This is a genomic window from Ruegeria sp. CE9, assembly GCF_056537425.1.
Genome location: NZ_JBQFRO010000004.1, coordinates 228,854 through 245,307 on the forward strand (window position 1 = coordinate 228,854; position 16,454 = coordinate 245,307).

At 55.5% G+C, this 16,454-nt stretch carries 13 protein-coding genes; all 13 read right to left on the minus strand.

Features of this window, described 5'->3' with window-relative positions; all coding sequences use genetic code 11:
* Positions 1 to 2: 2 nt before the first annotated feature.
* Positions 3 to 3,500 (minus strand): sialidase family protein, encoded by a 3,498-nt coding sequence (locus ACR0B3_RS10460; protein WP_480809004.1) that lies wholly within the window; start codon positions 3,498 to 3,500, stop codon positions 3 to 5.
* A gap of 47 nt (positions 3,501 to 3,547) precedes the next feature.
* Entirely contained in the window at positions 3,548 to 3,859 is a 312-nt protein-coding gene (locus ACR0B3_RS10465; protein WP_170686334.1) for a hypothetical protein, read from the minus strand.
* Positions 3,860 to 4,103: 244 nt separating this feature from the next.
* Positions 4,104 to 5,330: an MFS transporter gene (locus ACR0B3_RS10470; protein WP_480809005.1), complete on the minus strand. Its 1,227-nt coding sequence runs from the start codon at positions 5,328 to 5,330 to the stop codon at positions 4,104 to 4,106.
* A 366-nt stretch (positions 5,331 to 5,696) separates the two neighbouring features.
* Complete coding sequence (locus tag ACR0B3_RS10475) at positions 5,697 to 6,989, minus strand: TAXI family TRAP transporter solute-binding subunit (protein ID WP_480809006.1); 1,293 nt, start codon at positions 6,987 to 6,989, stop codon at positions 5,697 to 5,699.
* 119 nt (positions 6,990 to 7,108) lie between these two features.
* On the minus strand, positions 7,109 to 8,125 hold the full coding sequence (locus ACR0B3_RS10480) for a LacI family DNA-binding transcriptional regulator (RefSeq protein WP_480809007.1): 1,017 nt from the start codon (positions 8,123 to 8,125) through the stop codon (positions 7,109 to 7,111).
* Positions 8,126 to 8,130: 5 nt separating this feature from the next.
* Complete coding sequence (locus ACR0B3_RS10485; RefSeq protein WP_480809008.1) at positions 8,131 to 9,300, minus strand: dihydrodipicolinate synthase family protein; 1,170 nt, start codon at positions 9,298 to 9,300, stop codon at positions 8,131 to 8,133.
* A 4-nt stretch (positions 9,301 to 9,304) separates the two neighbouring features.
* On the minus strand, positions 9,305 to 9,613 hold the full coding sequence (locus ACR0B3_RS10490; RefSeq protein WP_480809009.1) for a Dabb family protein: 309 nt from the start codon (positions 9,611 to 9,613) through the stop codon (positions 9,305 to 9,307).
* Positions 9,614 to 9,615: 2 nt separating this feature from the next.
* The gene (locus tag ACR0B3_RS10495; protein WP_480809010.1) at positions 9,616 to 11,202 is read right to left on the minus strand and encodes a GMC family oxidoreductase; all 1,587 of its coding nucleotides are present in this window, start codon (positions 11,200 to 11,202) and stop codon (positions 9,616 to 9,618) included.
* A 16-nt stretch (positions 11,203 to 11,218) separates the two neighbouring features.
* Positions 11,219 to 11,977 (minus strand): 3-ketoacyl-ACP reductase, encoded by a 759-nt coding sequence (locus ACR0B3_RS10500; RefSeq protein ID WP_480809011.1) that lies wholly within the window; start codon positions 11,975 to 11,977, stop codon positions 11,219 to 11,221.
* The gene (locus ACR0B3_RS10505; RefSeq protein ID WP_480809012.1) at positions 11,974 to 13,464 is read right to left on the minus strand and encodes an FAD-dependent oxidoreductase; all 1,491 of its coding nucleotides are present in this window, start codon (positions 13,462 to 13,464) and stop codon (positions 11,974 to 11,976) included. Before ACR0B3_RS10505 ends, ACR0B3_RS10500 begins: the two co-directional genes overlap by 4 nt.
* Positions 13,461 to 14,573 carry an ABC transporter ATP-binding protein gene (locus ACR0B3_RS10510; protein WP_480809013.1) on the minus strand — a complete coding sequence of 371 codons (1,113 nt, stop codon included), beginning with the start codon at positions 14,571 to 14,573 and terminating at the stop codon, positions 13,461 to 13,463. The genes ACR0B3_RS10505 and ACR0B3_RS10510 overlap by 4 nt, the downstream gene beginning before the upstream one ends.
* Positions 14,574 to 14,579: 6 nt before the next feature.
* On the minus strand, positions 14,580 to 15,461 hold the full coding sequence (locus ACR0B3_RS10515) for a carbohydrate ABC transporter permease (protein ID WP_170614506.1): 882 nt from the start codon (positions 15,459 to 15,461) through the stop codon (positions 14,580 to 14,582).
* Positions 15,461 to 16,354 (minus strand): carbohydrate ABC transporter permease, encoded by an 894-nt coding sequence (locus ACR0B3_RS10520; protein ID WP_170686349.1) that lies wholly within the window; start codon positions 16,352 to 16,354, stop codon positions 15,461 to 15,463. Before ACR0B3_RS10520 ends, ACR0B3_RS10515 begins: the two co-directional genes overlap by 1 nt.
* Positions 16,355 to 16,454: the final 100 nt, after the last annotated feature.

The window sequence follows — 16,454 nt, forward strand, 5'->3', positions numbered from 1 at the left end:
CATTAACCCCAGTGGGGCCTCGGCGCATACCGGAACACAATCTTCTCGGGGCGTCTGTGATCATCGGGGTTAGCAAACACCGCAACAAGAATACGCTCGCGCCACGCTGTTTCAGCTAGGTCTTCAATGGTATGCTCCCGGCTTTCGAACCGTAACTTGCGACCGCCGGTGTCCAGAACAAACCCTTCGAAATCCCCCCAACGATCATAAAGCAATGAGATCACTTTACCTTCGGCAGATCGCCGCGGTTTGGTCAGATCTGGGCCGTCTGGATCTTTGATGCCGAACCCGCCCGGCAGACCGTTTGGATCAGGTTTCACCGATCCCGGATCACCGCCAAAGCCCCCAACTCGTTGTCCGATTTCGGCAACATAGCGCTTGAAGGGCAAGAACCAGCGATCACCGGCAGGAATGCCGCCTAAGATCCATCGCAGGACTGACAGAAGCCTCGTCTCGGGTTCAAATAACAAGGCTCGGGTGGAAACAGGGATCGCAACTTCGAAGGCGCCTGTAACCTCCTCCCAGATCGCAAATCTGCTTGTCGGCTTCGTCGCGGCGGCGACTGTGGCGGTTGTCGTGACCGCTGCCAGCCCGACAACGGCATCGGTTGCCGTGTCGACTGCCCCGTTGGTGGACTTCCGCGCACGTGCCTTATGGGTGAGCTGACGCACGACCGCGCGGAACGTCTGACCGCGTTTCACACCTTCGGGCAAATCGATCGTCAACAATCCGGCCTGAGGCAACGAAGTTCCCGGCGGGATGGGGATATAGCTGATACCCCCAGCGTTCAGCTGGATGGTATGCGCATCCACACGCGTCAGATCACGTGCCCGATAGAGGCGCTTGGCGAGGTCCAGCACTTCATCCGGTGCCGTGCCCGGCAGGTAAACACGCCCAACAGCGCCTTGAGGCACATTCCCCCAGTCGATCATCAATTCGTCATGGAAACCGGCTGCGGCATGTGTGGTTGGCGTCGGCTTCACCTCGAAAGTATTTGGAATTCTCCGAGAGCCAATCGCGCCGGGATTGTCGGATTCGACCTGTGTCAGATTGCGCTGCGCCAGCTTGTCTGAGGTTGAAGGCGTCTGCCCGGTCTGAATGGCATCAGGGTCAAAAGCGATCTCGGCCACCAGACACTGGTGTGCGTTGCGTGTCAGCGCCAGAATCGACTGCAGCGTGCCGCCAAAGGGCCCATCATTCGTTGGGTTCAACGGAAACTCTGTCTGCCCCGGCTGATTGACGTCCAGGATGCAGCCAAAGAAAGCCTCAACCTCAACCCCAGTGGGATCATGTATGATGTCCTGTACATTTGCAGGGTCGGTCTGGGTTGTCATGCTGACCGAAGATGCGTCGACCCGTGGCTCTGCAAAGCAGGGAATGGAAAGGATATTGCTATTAACCTGTCCAAGCAGCGGGATCGCCTGACCATTCAGCGCGCCATCCGAGAACCGCCGGTAAGTTGTGCTCTGATCAAAGTCCAGTGACACGGCAAGCGCCGGGAACAGACGGAAGAACACCCGGACCGTTTCGGCGTCATCAACCAATGCGCGGTAACGCACGCGCGCCAGTGCAAAGTTGAAAACTGCAGTGCCCGAACTATCAGTTTGGTAAAGCGCAATCTCATTTGCGGAATTGGTCGGGAGGTTGTCAAAGTCATCGGTCGTCGATCCGTCGTTAAGATTGGAAATCGCCGCCTTGATGTAATTTGAGGCCGCACCGATCGATGACCCTGATAGCGTCGCACCAAACCTGCCGTCGCCATCTTTGACCTGAAAGACCCGCAGGTCGGTGGACAACCAGTGGGTTTGACCATCCACTTCATAGGGGTTGGGCTCTTGCCGAAGCTCAAAGACAGCCGCCGCTGTGGTGCCTCCGATAGAAGCCGATAGACCAACGTTCACTAGCGTTGCAGTGAAATCAGCATCGCTGCTTACCGTGATGTCATAGACCCACGTGAACCGCTGGGTCAGGTTTGTTGGCAGCGAGGAATCTTCGGCGATCAGTTGGGTGGGTTCACCGAAGGAAATTCCGCTCAACGCCGGAGTCGTCGTGAGATTTGGCCTGGTCGTCGGTACCCCGCTTAGATCAGACGCGGTAATGCCCAATTCGGATGCCGTAAAACCATCCACCACGACATAGACGCTCGCCGATAAGTTGAACGGGCTCGCCTGCGCAAGCATCGCATTGACCTCATCCTGACCCAGCGATGACCGATCCAGAATGAAATAGCTCTGCTTAAGGACCAGCGATAGCCGGTCGCTCCAAATCTCTTCAACGCCATTACGAAAGTCGGTCCAGCATGGGTAGAAGGTGCCGTGATGGCCGTGCAGCCCGTCATAGTCACCATAACCAAACCCATTCGGGTCGACCGCAGCACCGGTCGCATCGCTGGGTTGGGTCGTGATTTGAGTTGCCGCGCTCCAGGTCTGCCCGTCATCAGACGAGGTCTGATAGTAGACATGGCTCTCAATCCGGTCCGAATCTGCCACCGTGTCGTGATAGGTCACGACGATCAATCCATTGGACTGATCAACGCAGAGACGGGAATGGAATTGATCATTCAACCCTGACTGGTTGTTGATCATCACCGGCGCTGACCAGGTGTTACCCCCATCAGTGGAACGAGTGAACCAAACCCTGGTTTTGCAGGTGGACGTGGCATCCGAGCCGGGCCCTCCTCCGGTGGTACATCCGGTTTCCCCACTCAGATCAGACCAGACGGCATAAACCATGTTCCTGGTCGCGGTGCGATAAGCGTCAGCAGAGACATAGACACGCAGCCGCCGCGAACTGCCGGCCGGGATGTTCAACCGCCGTGTGTTGGCGAATGTCGTCGCAATCACCTGAGGCGCGGTAAAAGTATTCCCACCATCGACCGAGCGCACGAAGACGATATTCCTGCTTCCATCTGCATCCGGCCAGAAGACGAATACATCGCCATTTGCGTTGGTCCGTACATCCGCGCCGATACCAACCACCGTTGTCTCGGCACCACTGATCTGAACCGGCGCCGACCACGTGCCTCCGGGTCCGGGGGTACGGCGCGAAAAGAAGACAGGCGTGCCATTGTGCCAAACCGAGTAGACCTGATCGCGGAACGGCGAGGTCGGGCTTTTGTCAACCCAGATGATTTGCCGGTCAGCAGCCAGTTGTGCGCCCGAGACGGTTGCGTCAAAATTCCAGGTCGCTCCGTTGTCTGGTGAGCTAAACGCATAGTTCCGAATATTGAATGAGCCATCAATACCCAAGGCCAGTGACCAGGCTGTACCGTCCGAGGCCCAATCCACCTCGGGGTCGGATTGTGCTATGTCCCCTGCTTGCGCGGGTAAATTGGTCGTGGTCCAATTTGCACCGCCATCGGTCGAGACGAAGTGCGGCATAGTCGTATCGTTCAAATCGTTCGAAGCGGCAATCACACGGTCAGAATCATATATGTTTAGTCGAATGTCTGATTCACTGCGATCGTTGCTGGACGCGCCGGAAATTCTGAAATCGGGCATAACATTTCTCGCTGAATAAAAATTACGATTGGGCTGTGCACCCGGGCTTATTTCTGCTCGGATTTATCCGGCAGATTAAGCCAAGCCTTGTTTGGTTCGGCGACCATACGTTTATGGATTTGCGACAGAGCCTCTGGATACGCCGCACCTGGATTTGTGTCGGGCATCGTGATTTCAGGATGCTGCTTTCTCCACAAAACACGCAACCACAACGGCAAAGAGTAATCGTCGTCGAACTCGGTGGCGCCCAGAACGTCGAAATCCTGATTGTCGCGTATGAGCGTCTCTAGGTTGCTGCCTTTCGGAGCCTTCGCAGCCCGGATTTGTGCGGCAACAGTCGGTGCTTTCTTATCGGCCATTCTATCCCCCATTGCCCCACCGAGCACGACTTGCGAATTCTCAGCAAAGGGGCGGTTAAATAGTTGGAAACGATACCATAAGTAACTGATATATATGTACTTTTAACAAAAAATTAATCTAGATACCCTATCACGATTCGGGACATTTTGCAATATTGTCTGCACATAAGACACTTACGCTCCGTTCTTTAACCGATGAAACCCGCCATTCAATCCCTGCCAATGTCCGGCCGTTCAGACAGGATCATCCATCTCTCAGCTTGGCGGGTTCAGCCTCTGATCTACTGAGCAGGTTTAGCTTCAGATAAACCATCGGAGCGAGAGCGATCAACGGGACAACAGCCAGTGCTGAAAAGGCAAATGGAGCGGAGAAAAATGTCGTGAGGCCACCCGCGGCTATTGGGCCTACAATCTTTCCCGCATTGCGCAGCGACCCAATGACACCATATGCCAGACCAAGATGTGGAGCAGGTACGGTGTTGGCAATACTCGATAATGCAGCGGGTCCAAAGGCACCCTGCCCGCTTCCGATCAGCACCGCAGCGATCAACATCGATGCACCTTGTCCAGTAGCGGCGATAGTCAACAACCCCGCCGACACAAGGATCAGACCCAAAACCATAGGTGTTCTTGGCCCCATACGATCAGACAAGCGCCCCATGACCGGGCGTAAGATCGCTGCTACCGCCTCTTGGGTGGCTAGGAAGGTCCCGACAGCGATGGGATGGCCCCCGCTCAATAGCATCAGGACAGGGGCAAATCCCTTCACAGCATAGATCGCAATGTGCACCGTGAATTCAACTGTACCGATTAAAATGATGGTGCGATTGGCCGCTTTCAACTGCCGCCATCCGCCACGCAGCCCGGTGCGTAGACGCGACTCCTGTTGCCGTTTAGGTTCATTGAGCGGTAGCAGGAAACAAAAGGCAACCGCTGCAAAGAAACTGGTGGCGGTGTAGATGCTTTCTGGTTCGGCGATCATCAACGCCGCACCGCCGATCATGGGACCCGAGATATTCGCAGCAGTACGCGCAAGGCCGAACCATCCGAATGTCTCGGCCACACCTACACGGCGCGTCGCAGCAATATAAGCCAGCGTGATTGGGCCATATATTGCGGTGGCCAGACCGTGGAACAAACGCAGCGCAACAAGGTCACCAGGCGTTTCGACAAAATTGTAGAGCAGCGGTACCCCGGCAAAGAGCGACGCGCCAATGATAAGCCAGATCCGACGCCCAATCCGATCAGACAGCACACCGAATACGGGTTTGAGAAAGAAACCGGTGGCCGTGGAAATCGACGCAATGGTCCCTAAAAACAGCGGCGCCATGTTCAGGTCGATCGCTACAATTGTCAGAACCGGAGCCTTACCGATCTGATAACTTGTTCGAACGATCAAGTCGGCGCAAAACAACGCCAATATTGCCGCACTACCATCAATCGCGTGGCTTCTGATCCACCGATGCGCCATCAGGACATCACCAAATTATGACACAGCAGTGGGCCTTCAGTAATCGCCACCGGCAGCGGATCGCATGAAATTTTGCGGTCAAAAAAAGTTTTATCAACAGTCATGAATTCGCTCCCTTAAAAACGAAACGCATTCAAATCGCATAGAATGAAATACTCGCACGAATGCCTAAAGACTGCCGTTAAACGTGCGTTGCGTCAACAATGACGGGTGAGGAGGCGAATAATCCCGAATTAGTTTGATATCCGATGCTGATGGTCGAAGCCTTGACCAAACAGATCAACACCCAGCTCAAGTCAGGTCGTGATGACAAATGGCTTTGTGTTTTGGACACCCTTTTTGCCGAGCGCCAATCCCGTGTCTGCCTCACATTTTACTACGCAATTCCGGTTCACTAAGCTGGCTCGACCGCCGCCGCTCAATATCTTGACTGATCAACTCAATATGAAGTCGCGCGTCATAGGCTTTCTGGCGATAGGCGAGAGGCAAATTCAGACTTGCGAGTGTTGCCGCAACCTCGTCCAGTTTTTTTGCGACGGCATCGATCTCATCCGTCGTGGTCGCATCTTCAATCGCAGCCTCAAGCGCGGATATGCGCTGATAATGACGCCAAACTCTTCTGTTTTGGAACCATACGTAAATTGCCGGAACGAATCTCAGCAATGGCGCAAGGAACACCAGTGGCAAAAGAAACAACAATACTCTGCCAAACTGGGCCGCAATCCAAAATGGAAAAATGTCATGAAGAATGCTTGGGCCAGAGTTAATCATGTGCCAAGCAACATCGTTAATTGGAGCCGGTGGTGAGTTGGTGTTGGGAAACTCTTTTGCCTCTTGTAGCACGGTGCGATCGCCGTGAATTTTATTCGCACTGTGAACAAGCCGGTCAACAATCGCAGGATGTATCTGGCTGGTCGCAATCATGGACGCGGTCAACGTTAGTATTTTGACATCCTCAACCGGTCGTGGCGGTGCCAATATGGTTGATCCTGCTGGCACCACTGCAGAATGGGCGCTGGCAAAACTGAATGAAAGCGCATCAATCAAGGCCATCTTGATCATGTCCAGTTCTGGATCAATGATTGCCTCGGTCAAGTATGGCGCCTCAAGCGGCGACACGAACAAAGCCGCGTCCACTTCCCGAGTGCGCAGTGCATCGATAGCTTCAAACCCACCAATTTCCTGCAATACAATCCCAGAATCTTGGAGGCCTGCAGCCTCGATTAGCGCAAGGGCTGCGGCCCGCGCGCCTGACCCCTCTCGCCCCGCAGCCAAGCGAAGCCCACGCCAATCGCCAGGGTACCGGCCAACCTGCGCCGCGGTACGTTTGAAAATGACCAGAGGTTCCGGAAAAAGCGCCCCGAGAGATTCAAGATCGTGTCCCTTAGGAAGCGGGATACCCCCCTGCACAAAGGCGACATCAACCTCTCCGTCTGCCAATTTTTGGATGTTCTCAATTGAGCCCGCTGTCTCGATCAACTCCAAAGAAATGTTATCTTTGGCAAGCTTAGCTCGATATTCTGCTCCTATCTTCCAATAGCCTCCATCCTTAGGCCCGGTCGCAAGACGTATTTTGTCGGGTGGCGTAAGACTGCTGATGAGTAGAATGACCAGAACAACGACAAGGACGGGTACAAGAAGGGTCAGAAAGAGTCGCATCCGTATTCTTCGCAGTTAATGAGGACCGATCAATGCTTTGCTATGGAGCGACTCTTTGTCAATTGTAGAACGTTTAATTCCAGAATTTGATAATCCCACCTCACACCGTTTGGTTTAGCTTACCTTGGCGGTTCGATGGCCTTGGTGGTTTGCCTCAATACCAAACGGGTCGCTGACTTCCTGTGTTTTGAAGGCGTCGTTCCATCCTGCAGCCATCGCAATACGGTATCCGCAACCAGTTCTCCGAATTCAGAAACTCCACAATGCACAGTAGACAGTGCTGGCCAGCATTCTGAGGCTTCCTTGATGTCGTCGAAACCGATAATTTGAAACTCTTCACCAATCTTAATTTGAGTTTCATGGCAGGCATTGATCATGCCGAAAGCCACCAGATCGTTGAAGCAAACCGCAGCATCGCATTCCGGATGCTGGCGGAACAATTCGGTCGCGGCAGAGTGCCCAAATGATCGGCTTGATTTTCCTGTTATTACGATAGGATGCAGGCCATTTTCCTTCATCGCCTTCAGATAACCTGAAAGCCTTTCCTGCGTGACTTCAGCGCCTTCAAGCCCTCCGACAAACGCGATCTGTCGTGAACCGGTTTCGATCAGGTGTTGAGTGGCCTCTTGCCCGCCCTTGGCATAATCAGGAGCGATAAAAGGGAACCTGCCCGTTTCGCGATCAACTTGCCGCAGCACCTGCATGGCGGGAATGCCCGCGCGCTCGACGGTCGATAGGGTGTTTGACACATCGCCATATGCCGGGGAAAGTATGAGCGCCGACACGCCGTGTTCCAGCATCGCGCCCACAACCTGATCCTGGATTTCAGGGTCTTCATTTGTATTGGCAACGACAACTGCATAGCCCCGAGATCCCAGCGCCATCTGCAGCGACGTTGCAAATTCGGTAAAGAACGGGTTGGTCAGGTCGTTGATGACCAAACCGATCAACGCGGTTCCCGTCGATCGCAGATTGGCCGCAGACCTGTTATAGACATACCCAATCTGTTTCATCGCGGCATGAACCAGCTTGCGCGTCTCTGGCTTCACCTGCGAACTGCCTTGCAACACAAGGCTGACCGTCGATTTTGAAACGCCTGCTGTGCGAGCAACATCTATGATCGTCGGTCTGCGCATTCAGGCTATTGTTCGACTCCGTGCAAACTGAGAAGCGTCGTAATTCGTGCTTTAGCCAGTTCCGGGTCCGATAGCAAACCGGCCTGATCCGCCAGCCGGAAAACCTGTGCATAGTGACAAATGTCGCGGCTCGATTGAAAACCACCCGGCATAATGAAATGAGATTGGGATCCGTTGAGCCACGCCAAATAGGCAATTCCAGCCTTGTAGAACCGGGTTGGAGCGCGAAAAATCTCACGGCTGAGAGGCACAGTTGGTGTGAACAGTGCATGGTAGCGATCCATGTCGTTCTGCGCCAGTGCTTCCAGCGCCTGACTTGCCGCCGGGGCGATGGCTGCAAAAATCCCCAGAAGCGCATGGGAGTAGTGATCCCCATCCCCGGCAATAAGATCAGCATAGTTGAAATCATCGCCGGTATATAGGCGAACACCTTCCGGCAACCGCGCGCGGAAGGCTTCTTCATGCGCCTGATCCAGAAGTGAGATTTTGATCCCATCCACTTTGGCAGGGTTTTCATTGATCAATGACAGCACAAAATCACTTGCCGCGTCGACATCTGTGCTGCCCCAATAGCCGGTCAGGGCGGGATCGAACATATCCCCCAGCCAATGCAGGATGACCGGTTCAGCCGCCCCGTCGATCAACGCGCGATAGACGTCATGGTAGGTGTCCGGGCCAGCATTAATCGCCGGGAATGCGCGAGACGCCATTAAGATCAGTTGCCCTCCGGCGGCTTCAATCGCCGCTGCTTGATGCTCATAGGCTGACAGGATTTCGCCTGCGGTATTCAGCGCGCTCAGCGGCAGGTGATCGGTGCCTGCCCCGCAAGCGACCCGTGGTGACAAATGATGTGCCCGCGCCGCCTTCATGGTGCGCCGGATCAACTCTAATGCTGTTTCCCAATCGACTCCCATACCGCGTTGCGCGGTGTCCATGGCCTCGGCCAGACCCAACCCTTGATCCCACAGACCCTGTCGGAATTGCAGGGTCGTGTCCCAATCCACTGCGGGTCGGCCATCCCATGGGTTGCGTTCGGCTAGAGGATCCGAGACCACATGCGCCGCAGCAAAAGCCGTCCGTGTCAGGGGAACTTTCGGCGCGCGCGGTATCAGCGGGGTACCAGTCAACGCATATGTCTCCAGCCGTCCATCCTGTGTTGGCAATACCACTTGCATCGACTTAGACCTCCAAATCCAGAACCAGAATACCGTCGATACCGCCCACGGCGTTTTCGACGAGCTGCGCACCCAGTGCCTTGTGCGTTTCGTTATTCTGATAGGTTTCCAACGCGGCCCAATCTTCGAAATCAATCACGAAGCCATGCATATATCCGCGCTCTATCTGTTCGGGGCTTTTGCTCCGACCCCCGGTAAATCCGCTGGCACCCGGCAGGGCCTCGGACAGATCAGCGAGACATTTGTAGATGGTCCCGATGGTCTCTTCAGTCACATCGGGTCGAAATTTGGTCAGTACAATATGACGGATCATTTTCAGAAACCTTGGTCTTGTTTGATCATGTCAGCAGCCTTCTCGCCGATCATGATGGTTGGAGCGTTGGTGTTCGAAGAATTCACGGTCGGCATGATCGATGCGTCGGCGACACGCAGCCCCTCGATCCCATTGAAACGTAATCGCGGGTCCAGGACTGCCTCGGGATCGCTGCCCATCCGGCAGGTTCCTGCACAATGGTGAGAAGTCTTGGAGTGTACACAGATAATGTCGAAATATTCTTGCTCGGACTTTACGTTCGGCCCCGGTAACCGTTCAGCAAGGATGTAAGGTTTCAGCGCGTCCTGGGCCAATATGTTCTGCACCAGTTTCAGACCCCGAATGGACATTTCGCGATCATATGGGTCAGCCAGATAGTTCGGGTCTATCAGCGGCATGGCCGTAGGATCAGCGCTTTGCAACCGGACGGTACCTCTGGACCGAGGGCGCAGGAAACACGCATTGAGGGTCACGCCGCCATTGGGCATTGCTTCGACCCCCGCTTCGATCCCGGTGCCGAGCCCAAGGTGCATTTGCAGGTCTGGTGAGCGCGCATCAGGGTCGGCGTACCAGAACCCGCCTGTTTCAAACAAGCTGGATGCCACTGGTCCCTTGCGTGTGAACAGGTATTGCAGACCCGCCAATGCCGATAGTTGCAGCTTGGCAAAACGGTCATAGGTATGCGGCCCTGTTACTTCGCATATCGAGTATAAATCCAGATGGTCTTGCAGGTTCGCGCCCACCTGAGGCTGATGATAGACTGCATCGATGCCAAGGCTGTCCAAGTGATCCGCCGGGCCAATACCCGAAAGCTGCAGCAAGCGTGGCGAGCCGATGGCTCCAGACGACAAGATGACCTCTTTAGAGGCAGTGATCTTGTCGCCGTTCATCATCTCGATACCGGTCGCCCGGCCCTTGTCCACAATGATACGGCGTACCTGAGCCCCTGTTCGGACCGTGAGGTTCTGGCGACTACGATTGGGTGCGATAAACGCCATTGCGGCAGATGATCGCCGAGCGTTGCGCTGGGTCAGCTGATAATATCCCGCACCATCTTGTTTCGCGCCGTTCACGTCGCGCGTTTCGGGAATTCCCACTTCCCCAGCGGCCTTGATATAGGCATCGCAGATCGGCAAAGGCGCTGCGGGCATGGACACACCCAGTGGCCCGCCCTTGCCATGGAACTCATTTTCGTAGGTATCGTTGTCCTCGGACTTCTTGAAATAAGGCAACACGTCGGCATAGCTCCAGCCTTCGCACCCCATTTGCCGCCAGTCATCATAATCCTGGGCTGCGCCCCGAGTGTAGATCTGCGCGTTGATCGCTGATCCTCCGCCGATCACCTTGGCTTGGGTGTAGTTGAAGATCTTGTTCTGCATGTGCTTTTGCGGAACTGTGGACCAGCCCCAACTGCCAATGCCCTTGGTCATCTTCGCGAACCCGGCTGGCAAGTGGAAAAACGGATGGCGATCATTTGATCCTGCTTCAAGCAGCAGCACTTTCGCCGAGGGCTCTTCGGACAAGCGCGCGGCGATGACCGAACCCGCCGATCCACCCCCGATGACAATGAAATCAAATCCTTCAGACATGCTGATGCGCCCTAAGCTAAAGACGTGAGATCGACAGGCCACCATCCACCGGGATGGCTGCACCGGTCGCAAAATGCATCTGGCCCTGTACCAACGGAACGACGACGGACCCAATATCCTCGGGCTCACCCCAGCGCGCAGCCGGAACAAGGCCACCTTCGATGCGGTCGGAATATTTGTCGCGCACGCCTGCGGTCATTTCGGTGGCGATAATACCGGGCCGCAACTCGAACACGCCGATGCCATGCGGGGCCATGCGCACCGCAAACAATTGCGCCATCATCGCCGCGGCCGCTTTGGACGCGCAGTATTCGGCCCGTTCGATCGACACCATCGTAGCGCTGACCGACGTAACAAAAGTGATCGACCGATAGGCATCACCCGACTGCTCCAGCATGCGCCGCGCGACGTCTTGCGCCAGAAAAAATGCGCCGCGCAGATTGATGTTCTGCACAAAGTCCCAGTTCTCGGGCTTCAGATCCAACATGTCACCGCGCACCGGTGCCCCGACACCTGCGTTGTTGACTAATGCAGTGATTGGTCCCAGTTGCGCCTCAACCTGATCCAGCAATGCAGGCACGTGATCGATGTCGGACACATCATGCTGCAGATAGATCGCGTTTGGACCCAGCTCGGCCAACGCCGCTTGCACAGCCGGTTTGTCGGGGGCAGAGCGTGAGGCCACCGCTACCTTGCAGCCTGCCGCAATCAAGGCGCGCGCGACCCCAAGACCAATGCCCTGCTGCCCTCCGGTCACCAATGCTGTTGAGGTCATGCGGAAAACTCCGTTTCAATAATGTGGCGGCCCGCCCTGAGGGCCAGTGCGGCTATCGTCAGTGCCGGATTGACCGCTGCTGAGGTCGGGAGAACCGACGCGTCGACAATGAACAGGTTCTTGTGGTCATGGCCGCGGCAATAGGTGTCGACAACGCTGGCCGTAGGGTCATTTCCCATCCGGGCCGTGCCACATTGATGTGACGGTGTACGCCGATCAAAAGGTCGAGACAGAACCACAGGGAATCCTGCTTGCTTCAGGTGGCCTTTAAGCCGCGCGACAAGTGCCTCATGCGCCGCCCAGTTCGAACGTTTCCAATCAAGCCGTATCTGATCGCCTTCGACCGTCACCCGGCTATCGGGGTTGGGCAAGTCTTCGGACATGGTGTAGAAATCAAAGCTGCGGTTGGCGATCATCGCTGCGATTGGTCTGGGCAAATGGGTTTGTGACGCAAGGATCGGTCCGGTGATCTTGCCCAGCATCTGAATGTTGCCCAAGGGCAGGCCGCCCCGCCCGTCGCTGTTGTAATAGTCGTTGAACATCAACGTCTTTTGATAGACGGCTCTGTTTCGACGAAAGGGATGCAACGCCATCACGGCCGAGCAATTGTGGTTCATGAAATTCCGCCCGACCTGATCGGACCGGTTGGCAAGGCCCGTTGGGCAATTGTCGTTCGCAGATTGCAGCAACAAGGCTGAGGACTGTACCGCACCCGCTGCGAGGACGACAATCGGCGCATTAAATGTACCGAGTCCATCGACGTCTACGTTCGCTATCCGACCGTCATCGCCCGCATACAGCTTTCTAACGCGTGCGTTGGTAAGCAGCTCAACATTCTTGTGTTTCAAAGCCTTAGAAAGCGCATTGGTTTCGGCATCCATTTTGCCGCCGCATGTGTTTGGATAAGCGTCCCAGGTTGTCTGGCCCCCTGCCAGCCACTTTTTGATGTCCACTCCCAGCGGAACCGAAGATGGATTCAGACCAGCACGGCTTAACCGAACCCTCAGGTCCGCGATGTCCGGTTCATCTGGCACGGGCGGGAATGGGTAGTTCCCGCTATGTGGCGGTTCGGTAGGGTCTTCTTGGGTGGTTCCACGCACATCGTAAAATGCTTCCGCCGCTGAGTAGTCGGCTTCCAAATCGTCGTAGTGTATTGGCCACCCCGGCGCTTGACCGCCCATATGCTGACGCGGCTCAAAATCCTCTTTTCTGTAGCGGATCAAAGCCGCGCCGTAGAATTTGGAATTTCCACCGACGCAGTAGTAGTTTCCAGGATTGAAGGACTGCCCTGCCCCATCCAACCAGGTTTCATCCGGGCGAAAGTGTCCGTTGGCAAAGATGGCCTGCGGATCCCGATCTTGTGGCGAGGGCTGCAGGCGCTCCCCTCTTTCCAGAACAAGGATGCGGCGGCCCGACGGAGCCAAGGCAGCCGCCAAGGTGGCACCACCCATTCCGGACCCAATAATTATGACGTCGGCACGTGTCACGGAAGAATCCGCATCTCGCTTTCGGGATCAAAGGCCACCGCCTTTTCCATGTTGACGGCAAAGGCAAAATCCTGACCCGGAGCAACTTCGGCATCCGAACGCATCCGCGCGATCACGTCGCGCCCACCCAATTGCATTGAAACGAAAGTATCCGATCCAGCAGGCTCGGTCACGACGATCCGATTGGTCGTCTGTGCGATGTTCGAAGACTTTCTGTCGGCACCATCCATGTCAGTAATCGTTTCCGGGCGAATGCCCAAAAGAATCTCGCGTCCATCCCAGGCGGCCAGATTGTCCTGACTGAACGGAAGCTGCGCCATCGACCCATCATGAACAGCAACCTCGGCATGTGGGCGTCCGTTCAACATTGTAACCTTCGCAGGAACCACATTCATCGCGGGCGAACCCATGAACGTTGCCACAAAGATATTGGCCGGGGTGTCATAGATTTCCTGTGGCGTCCCCAGCTGTTGCACATAGCCGCCATTCATCACAGCGATGCGGCTGGACAGAGTCATTGCTTCGATCTGATCGTGCGTGACGTAGACAATGGTGGTACCAAGATTCTGGTGCAGCTTCTTGATCTCGGTCCGCATGTCGACACGTAGCTTGGCATCTAGGTTCGAGAGCGGTTCGTCGAACAGAAACACATCGGGGTTCCGCACCAAAGCACGACCCATCGCTACGCGCTGACGCTGACCGCCCGAAAGTTGACCGGGCTTACGATCCAGCAACTGTTCGATCTGCAATAGCTTCGCGACTTCCTGCATCGCAGTGTCACGCTCTGACTTGGGGACGCCATGCATCTCAAGCCCGAAGGTGATGTTTTGCCCGACCGTCATGTTCGGATAGAGCGCATAGCTTTGGAACACCATTGCGATGTTGCGGTTTGACGGGTGCACCCCGTTCATCACTTGATCCTTGATGCGAATCTCGCCGCTAGTGATTTCTTCGAGCCCGGCAATCATGTTCAGCAAGGTAGATTTGCCACAGCCCGACGGACCGACAAGAACCAGGAACTCTCCTTCCTGCACTGAGATGTCGACCTTGTGCAGCACCTCGACCAAACCGTAGGATTTAGTCGCGTTATCTATGTCCAGAAAACCCATCAGGCCTTATCCTTTCACGGAACCCGCCATCAGGCCGCGGACGAAGTATCGACCGGCCACGATGTAGACGAGCAGAGTTGGCATGGCGGCCAGAATGGCGCCTGCGAAATGAACATTGTATTCTTTCACACCGGTTGACGACTGCACCAGGTTGTTCAGAGCGACCGTCATCGGTTGACTGTTGGCATCTGCAAAAGACGCACCAAACAGGAAGTCATTCCAGATGTTGGTGAATTGCCAGATGATCGACACCACCGCGATCGGCCCGGAACTGGGCAACAGGATGCGCCAGAAAATCTGGAAGAATCCGGCGCCATCGATTTGGGCGGCCCGGATCAATTCAGTCGGGAAGACGGCGTAGTAGTTGCGGAAATAAAGCGTCGTGAAGCCGATCCCGTAGACCACATGTACCAGCGCCAGCCCCCAGGTGGTACCTGCCAGCCCGATGATACCCAGCATCCGCGCCATAGGAATAAGCACGATCTGGAAGGGAATGAAGCATGCAAACAGCATCAGGCCGAACAGAATGGTGTCGTATTTAAACCGCCACTTGGTCAGTACATAACCGTTCAACGCACCAAGAATGGTCGAGACGATCACGGCCGGAACCACCATCTTAATCGAATTCCAGAAATAGGGCTTCAACCCGGTTGGATCGACGCCGATCTGGGCCGAAGACCACGCCTTGAACCATGGCTCCAACGTGAAGACCTGCGGCAAGTTCATCATGCCGCCACCGGTGATTTCTTCCAGTGGTTTCACCGAGTTCACCAGCATCACATAAAGCGGCAGCAGGTAGAACAGACCGAACAAGAGCAGCACCAGATAGATCAGCGTGCGCGTGACCCGGCCCGTGCGAATTGCGGTATCCTGAGTTGCTTGGGACATCAGCGTTTCTCCCGCAATTCGGCGTAGAGGTAGGGGATCATGATCGCCGCGATGGTCATCAGCATGATGGTGGCCGAGGCCGCGCCGATACCCATCTGGTTCCGCGTGAACGTGTAGGAATACATGAAGGTTGCGGGCAGTTCGGTTGCGCGTCCTGGCCCGCCTCCGGTCAGAGCGATCACAAGGTCAAAGGTCTTGATCGCGAGGTGGCTTAAGATCACGAAGGCCGACAGGAACGCTGGTCGCAACTGTGGAATGATGATCCGACGATAGAGGTTCCAGTTCGAAGCTCCGTCCATCTGTGCTGCGCGCAGAATTTCGTTATCGATCCCGCGCAAACCGGCGAGAAACATTGCCATCACGAAGCCGCTGGTCTGCCAGACGGCGGCCAGAACGACAGTATAGATTGCGTAGTCGCGGTTTTTGATCCAGTCGAACTCGAAGCTCGTCCAACCCCAGGTGTGCATCACGTTCTCAAGGCCGATACCGGGGTCAAGGAACCACTTCCAGGCGGTACCTGTGACGATGAAACTCAGCGCCATCGGATACAGGTAAATCGGACGCAACAGCCCCTCACCGCGGATTTTCTGATCAAGGAAAATGGCAAGCCCAAGTCCGATACAGGTGCAGATCACGATATAAAGGCTCGCGAATATCCCCATATTGATCAGTGAGGTTTCCCAATGACTTAGGCGCCAAAGTTTGTCATAGTTTTCCCAACCGACCCAACCATAGGTCGGCAGAATGCGGCTGTCGGTGAAGGACAGGTAGACCGAAAACAGAATGAATCCGTAGACAAAGACCAGCATCATCGCCAGCGATGGTGACAGGACCAGCTTGGGTATCCAGTTCTGAAGGCGTGTCTTGAAATCCGCGTCGGCTGAAGCAGCCATGGCGCGCCCTCCTCGTTCGAGTTTGCAAGATCAGAGCTTATGCGCCCTTTGGGTGACAGGGCGGCCAGGCCGCCGCCCCGTCGGGAGGATCACTTTGGGA

Coding starts and splice junctions, on each gene's coding strand:
- ACR0B3_RS10465 (WP_170686334.1), bottom strand. CDS start 3,859: ATGGCCGATAAGAAAGCACCGACTGTTGCCGCACAAATCCGGGCTGCG.
- ACR0B3_RS10480 (WP_480809007.1), bottom strand. CDS start 8,125: ATGCGCAGACCGACGATCATAGATGTTGCTCGCACAGCAGGCGTTTCA.
- ACR0B3_RS10515 (WP_170614506.1), bottom strand. CDS start 15,461: ATGTCCCAAGCAACTCAGGATACCGCAATTCGCACGGGCCGGGTCACG.
- ACR0B3_RS10475 (WP_480809006.1), bottom strand. CDS start 6,989: ATGCGACTCTTTCTGACCCTTCTTGTACCCGTCCTTGTCGTTGTTCTG.
- ACR0B3_RS10510 (WP_480809013.1), bottom strand. CDS start 14,573: ATGGGTTTTCTGGACATAGATAACGCGACTAAATCCTACGGTTTGGTC.
- ACR0B3_RS10470 (WP_480809005.1), bottom strand. CDS start 5,330: ATGGCGCATCGGTGGATCAGAAGCCACGCGATTGATGGTAGTGCGGCA.
- ACR0B3_RS10485 (WP_480809008.1), bottom strand. CDS start 9,300: ATGCAAGTGGTATTGCCAACACAGGATGGACGGCTGGAGACATATGCG.
- ACR0B3_RS10460 (WP_480809004.1), bottom strand. CDS start 3,500: ATGCCCGATTTCAGAATTTCCGGCGCGTCCAGCAACGATCGCAGTGAA.
- ACR0B3_RS10500 (WP_480809011.1), bottom strand. CDS start 11,977: ATGACCTCAACAGCATTGGTGACCGGAGGGCAGCAGGGCATTGGTCTT.
- ACR0B3_RS10495 (WP_480809010.1), bottom strand. CDS start 11,202: ATGTCTGAAGGATTTGATTTCATTGTCATCGGGGGTGGATCGGCGGGT.
- ACR0B3_RS10520 (WP_170686349.1), bottom strand. CDS start 16,354: ATGGCTGCTTCAGCCGACGCGGATTTCAAGACACGCCTTCAGAACTGG.
- ACR0B3_RS10490 (WP_480809009.1), bottom strand. CDS start 9,613: ATGATCCGTCATATTGTACTGACCAAATTTCGACCCGATGTGACTGAA.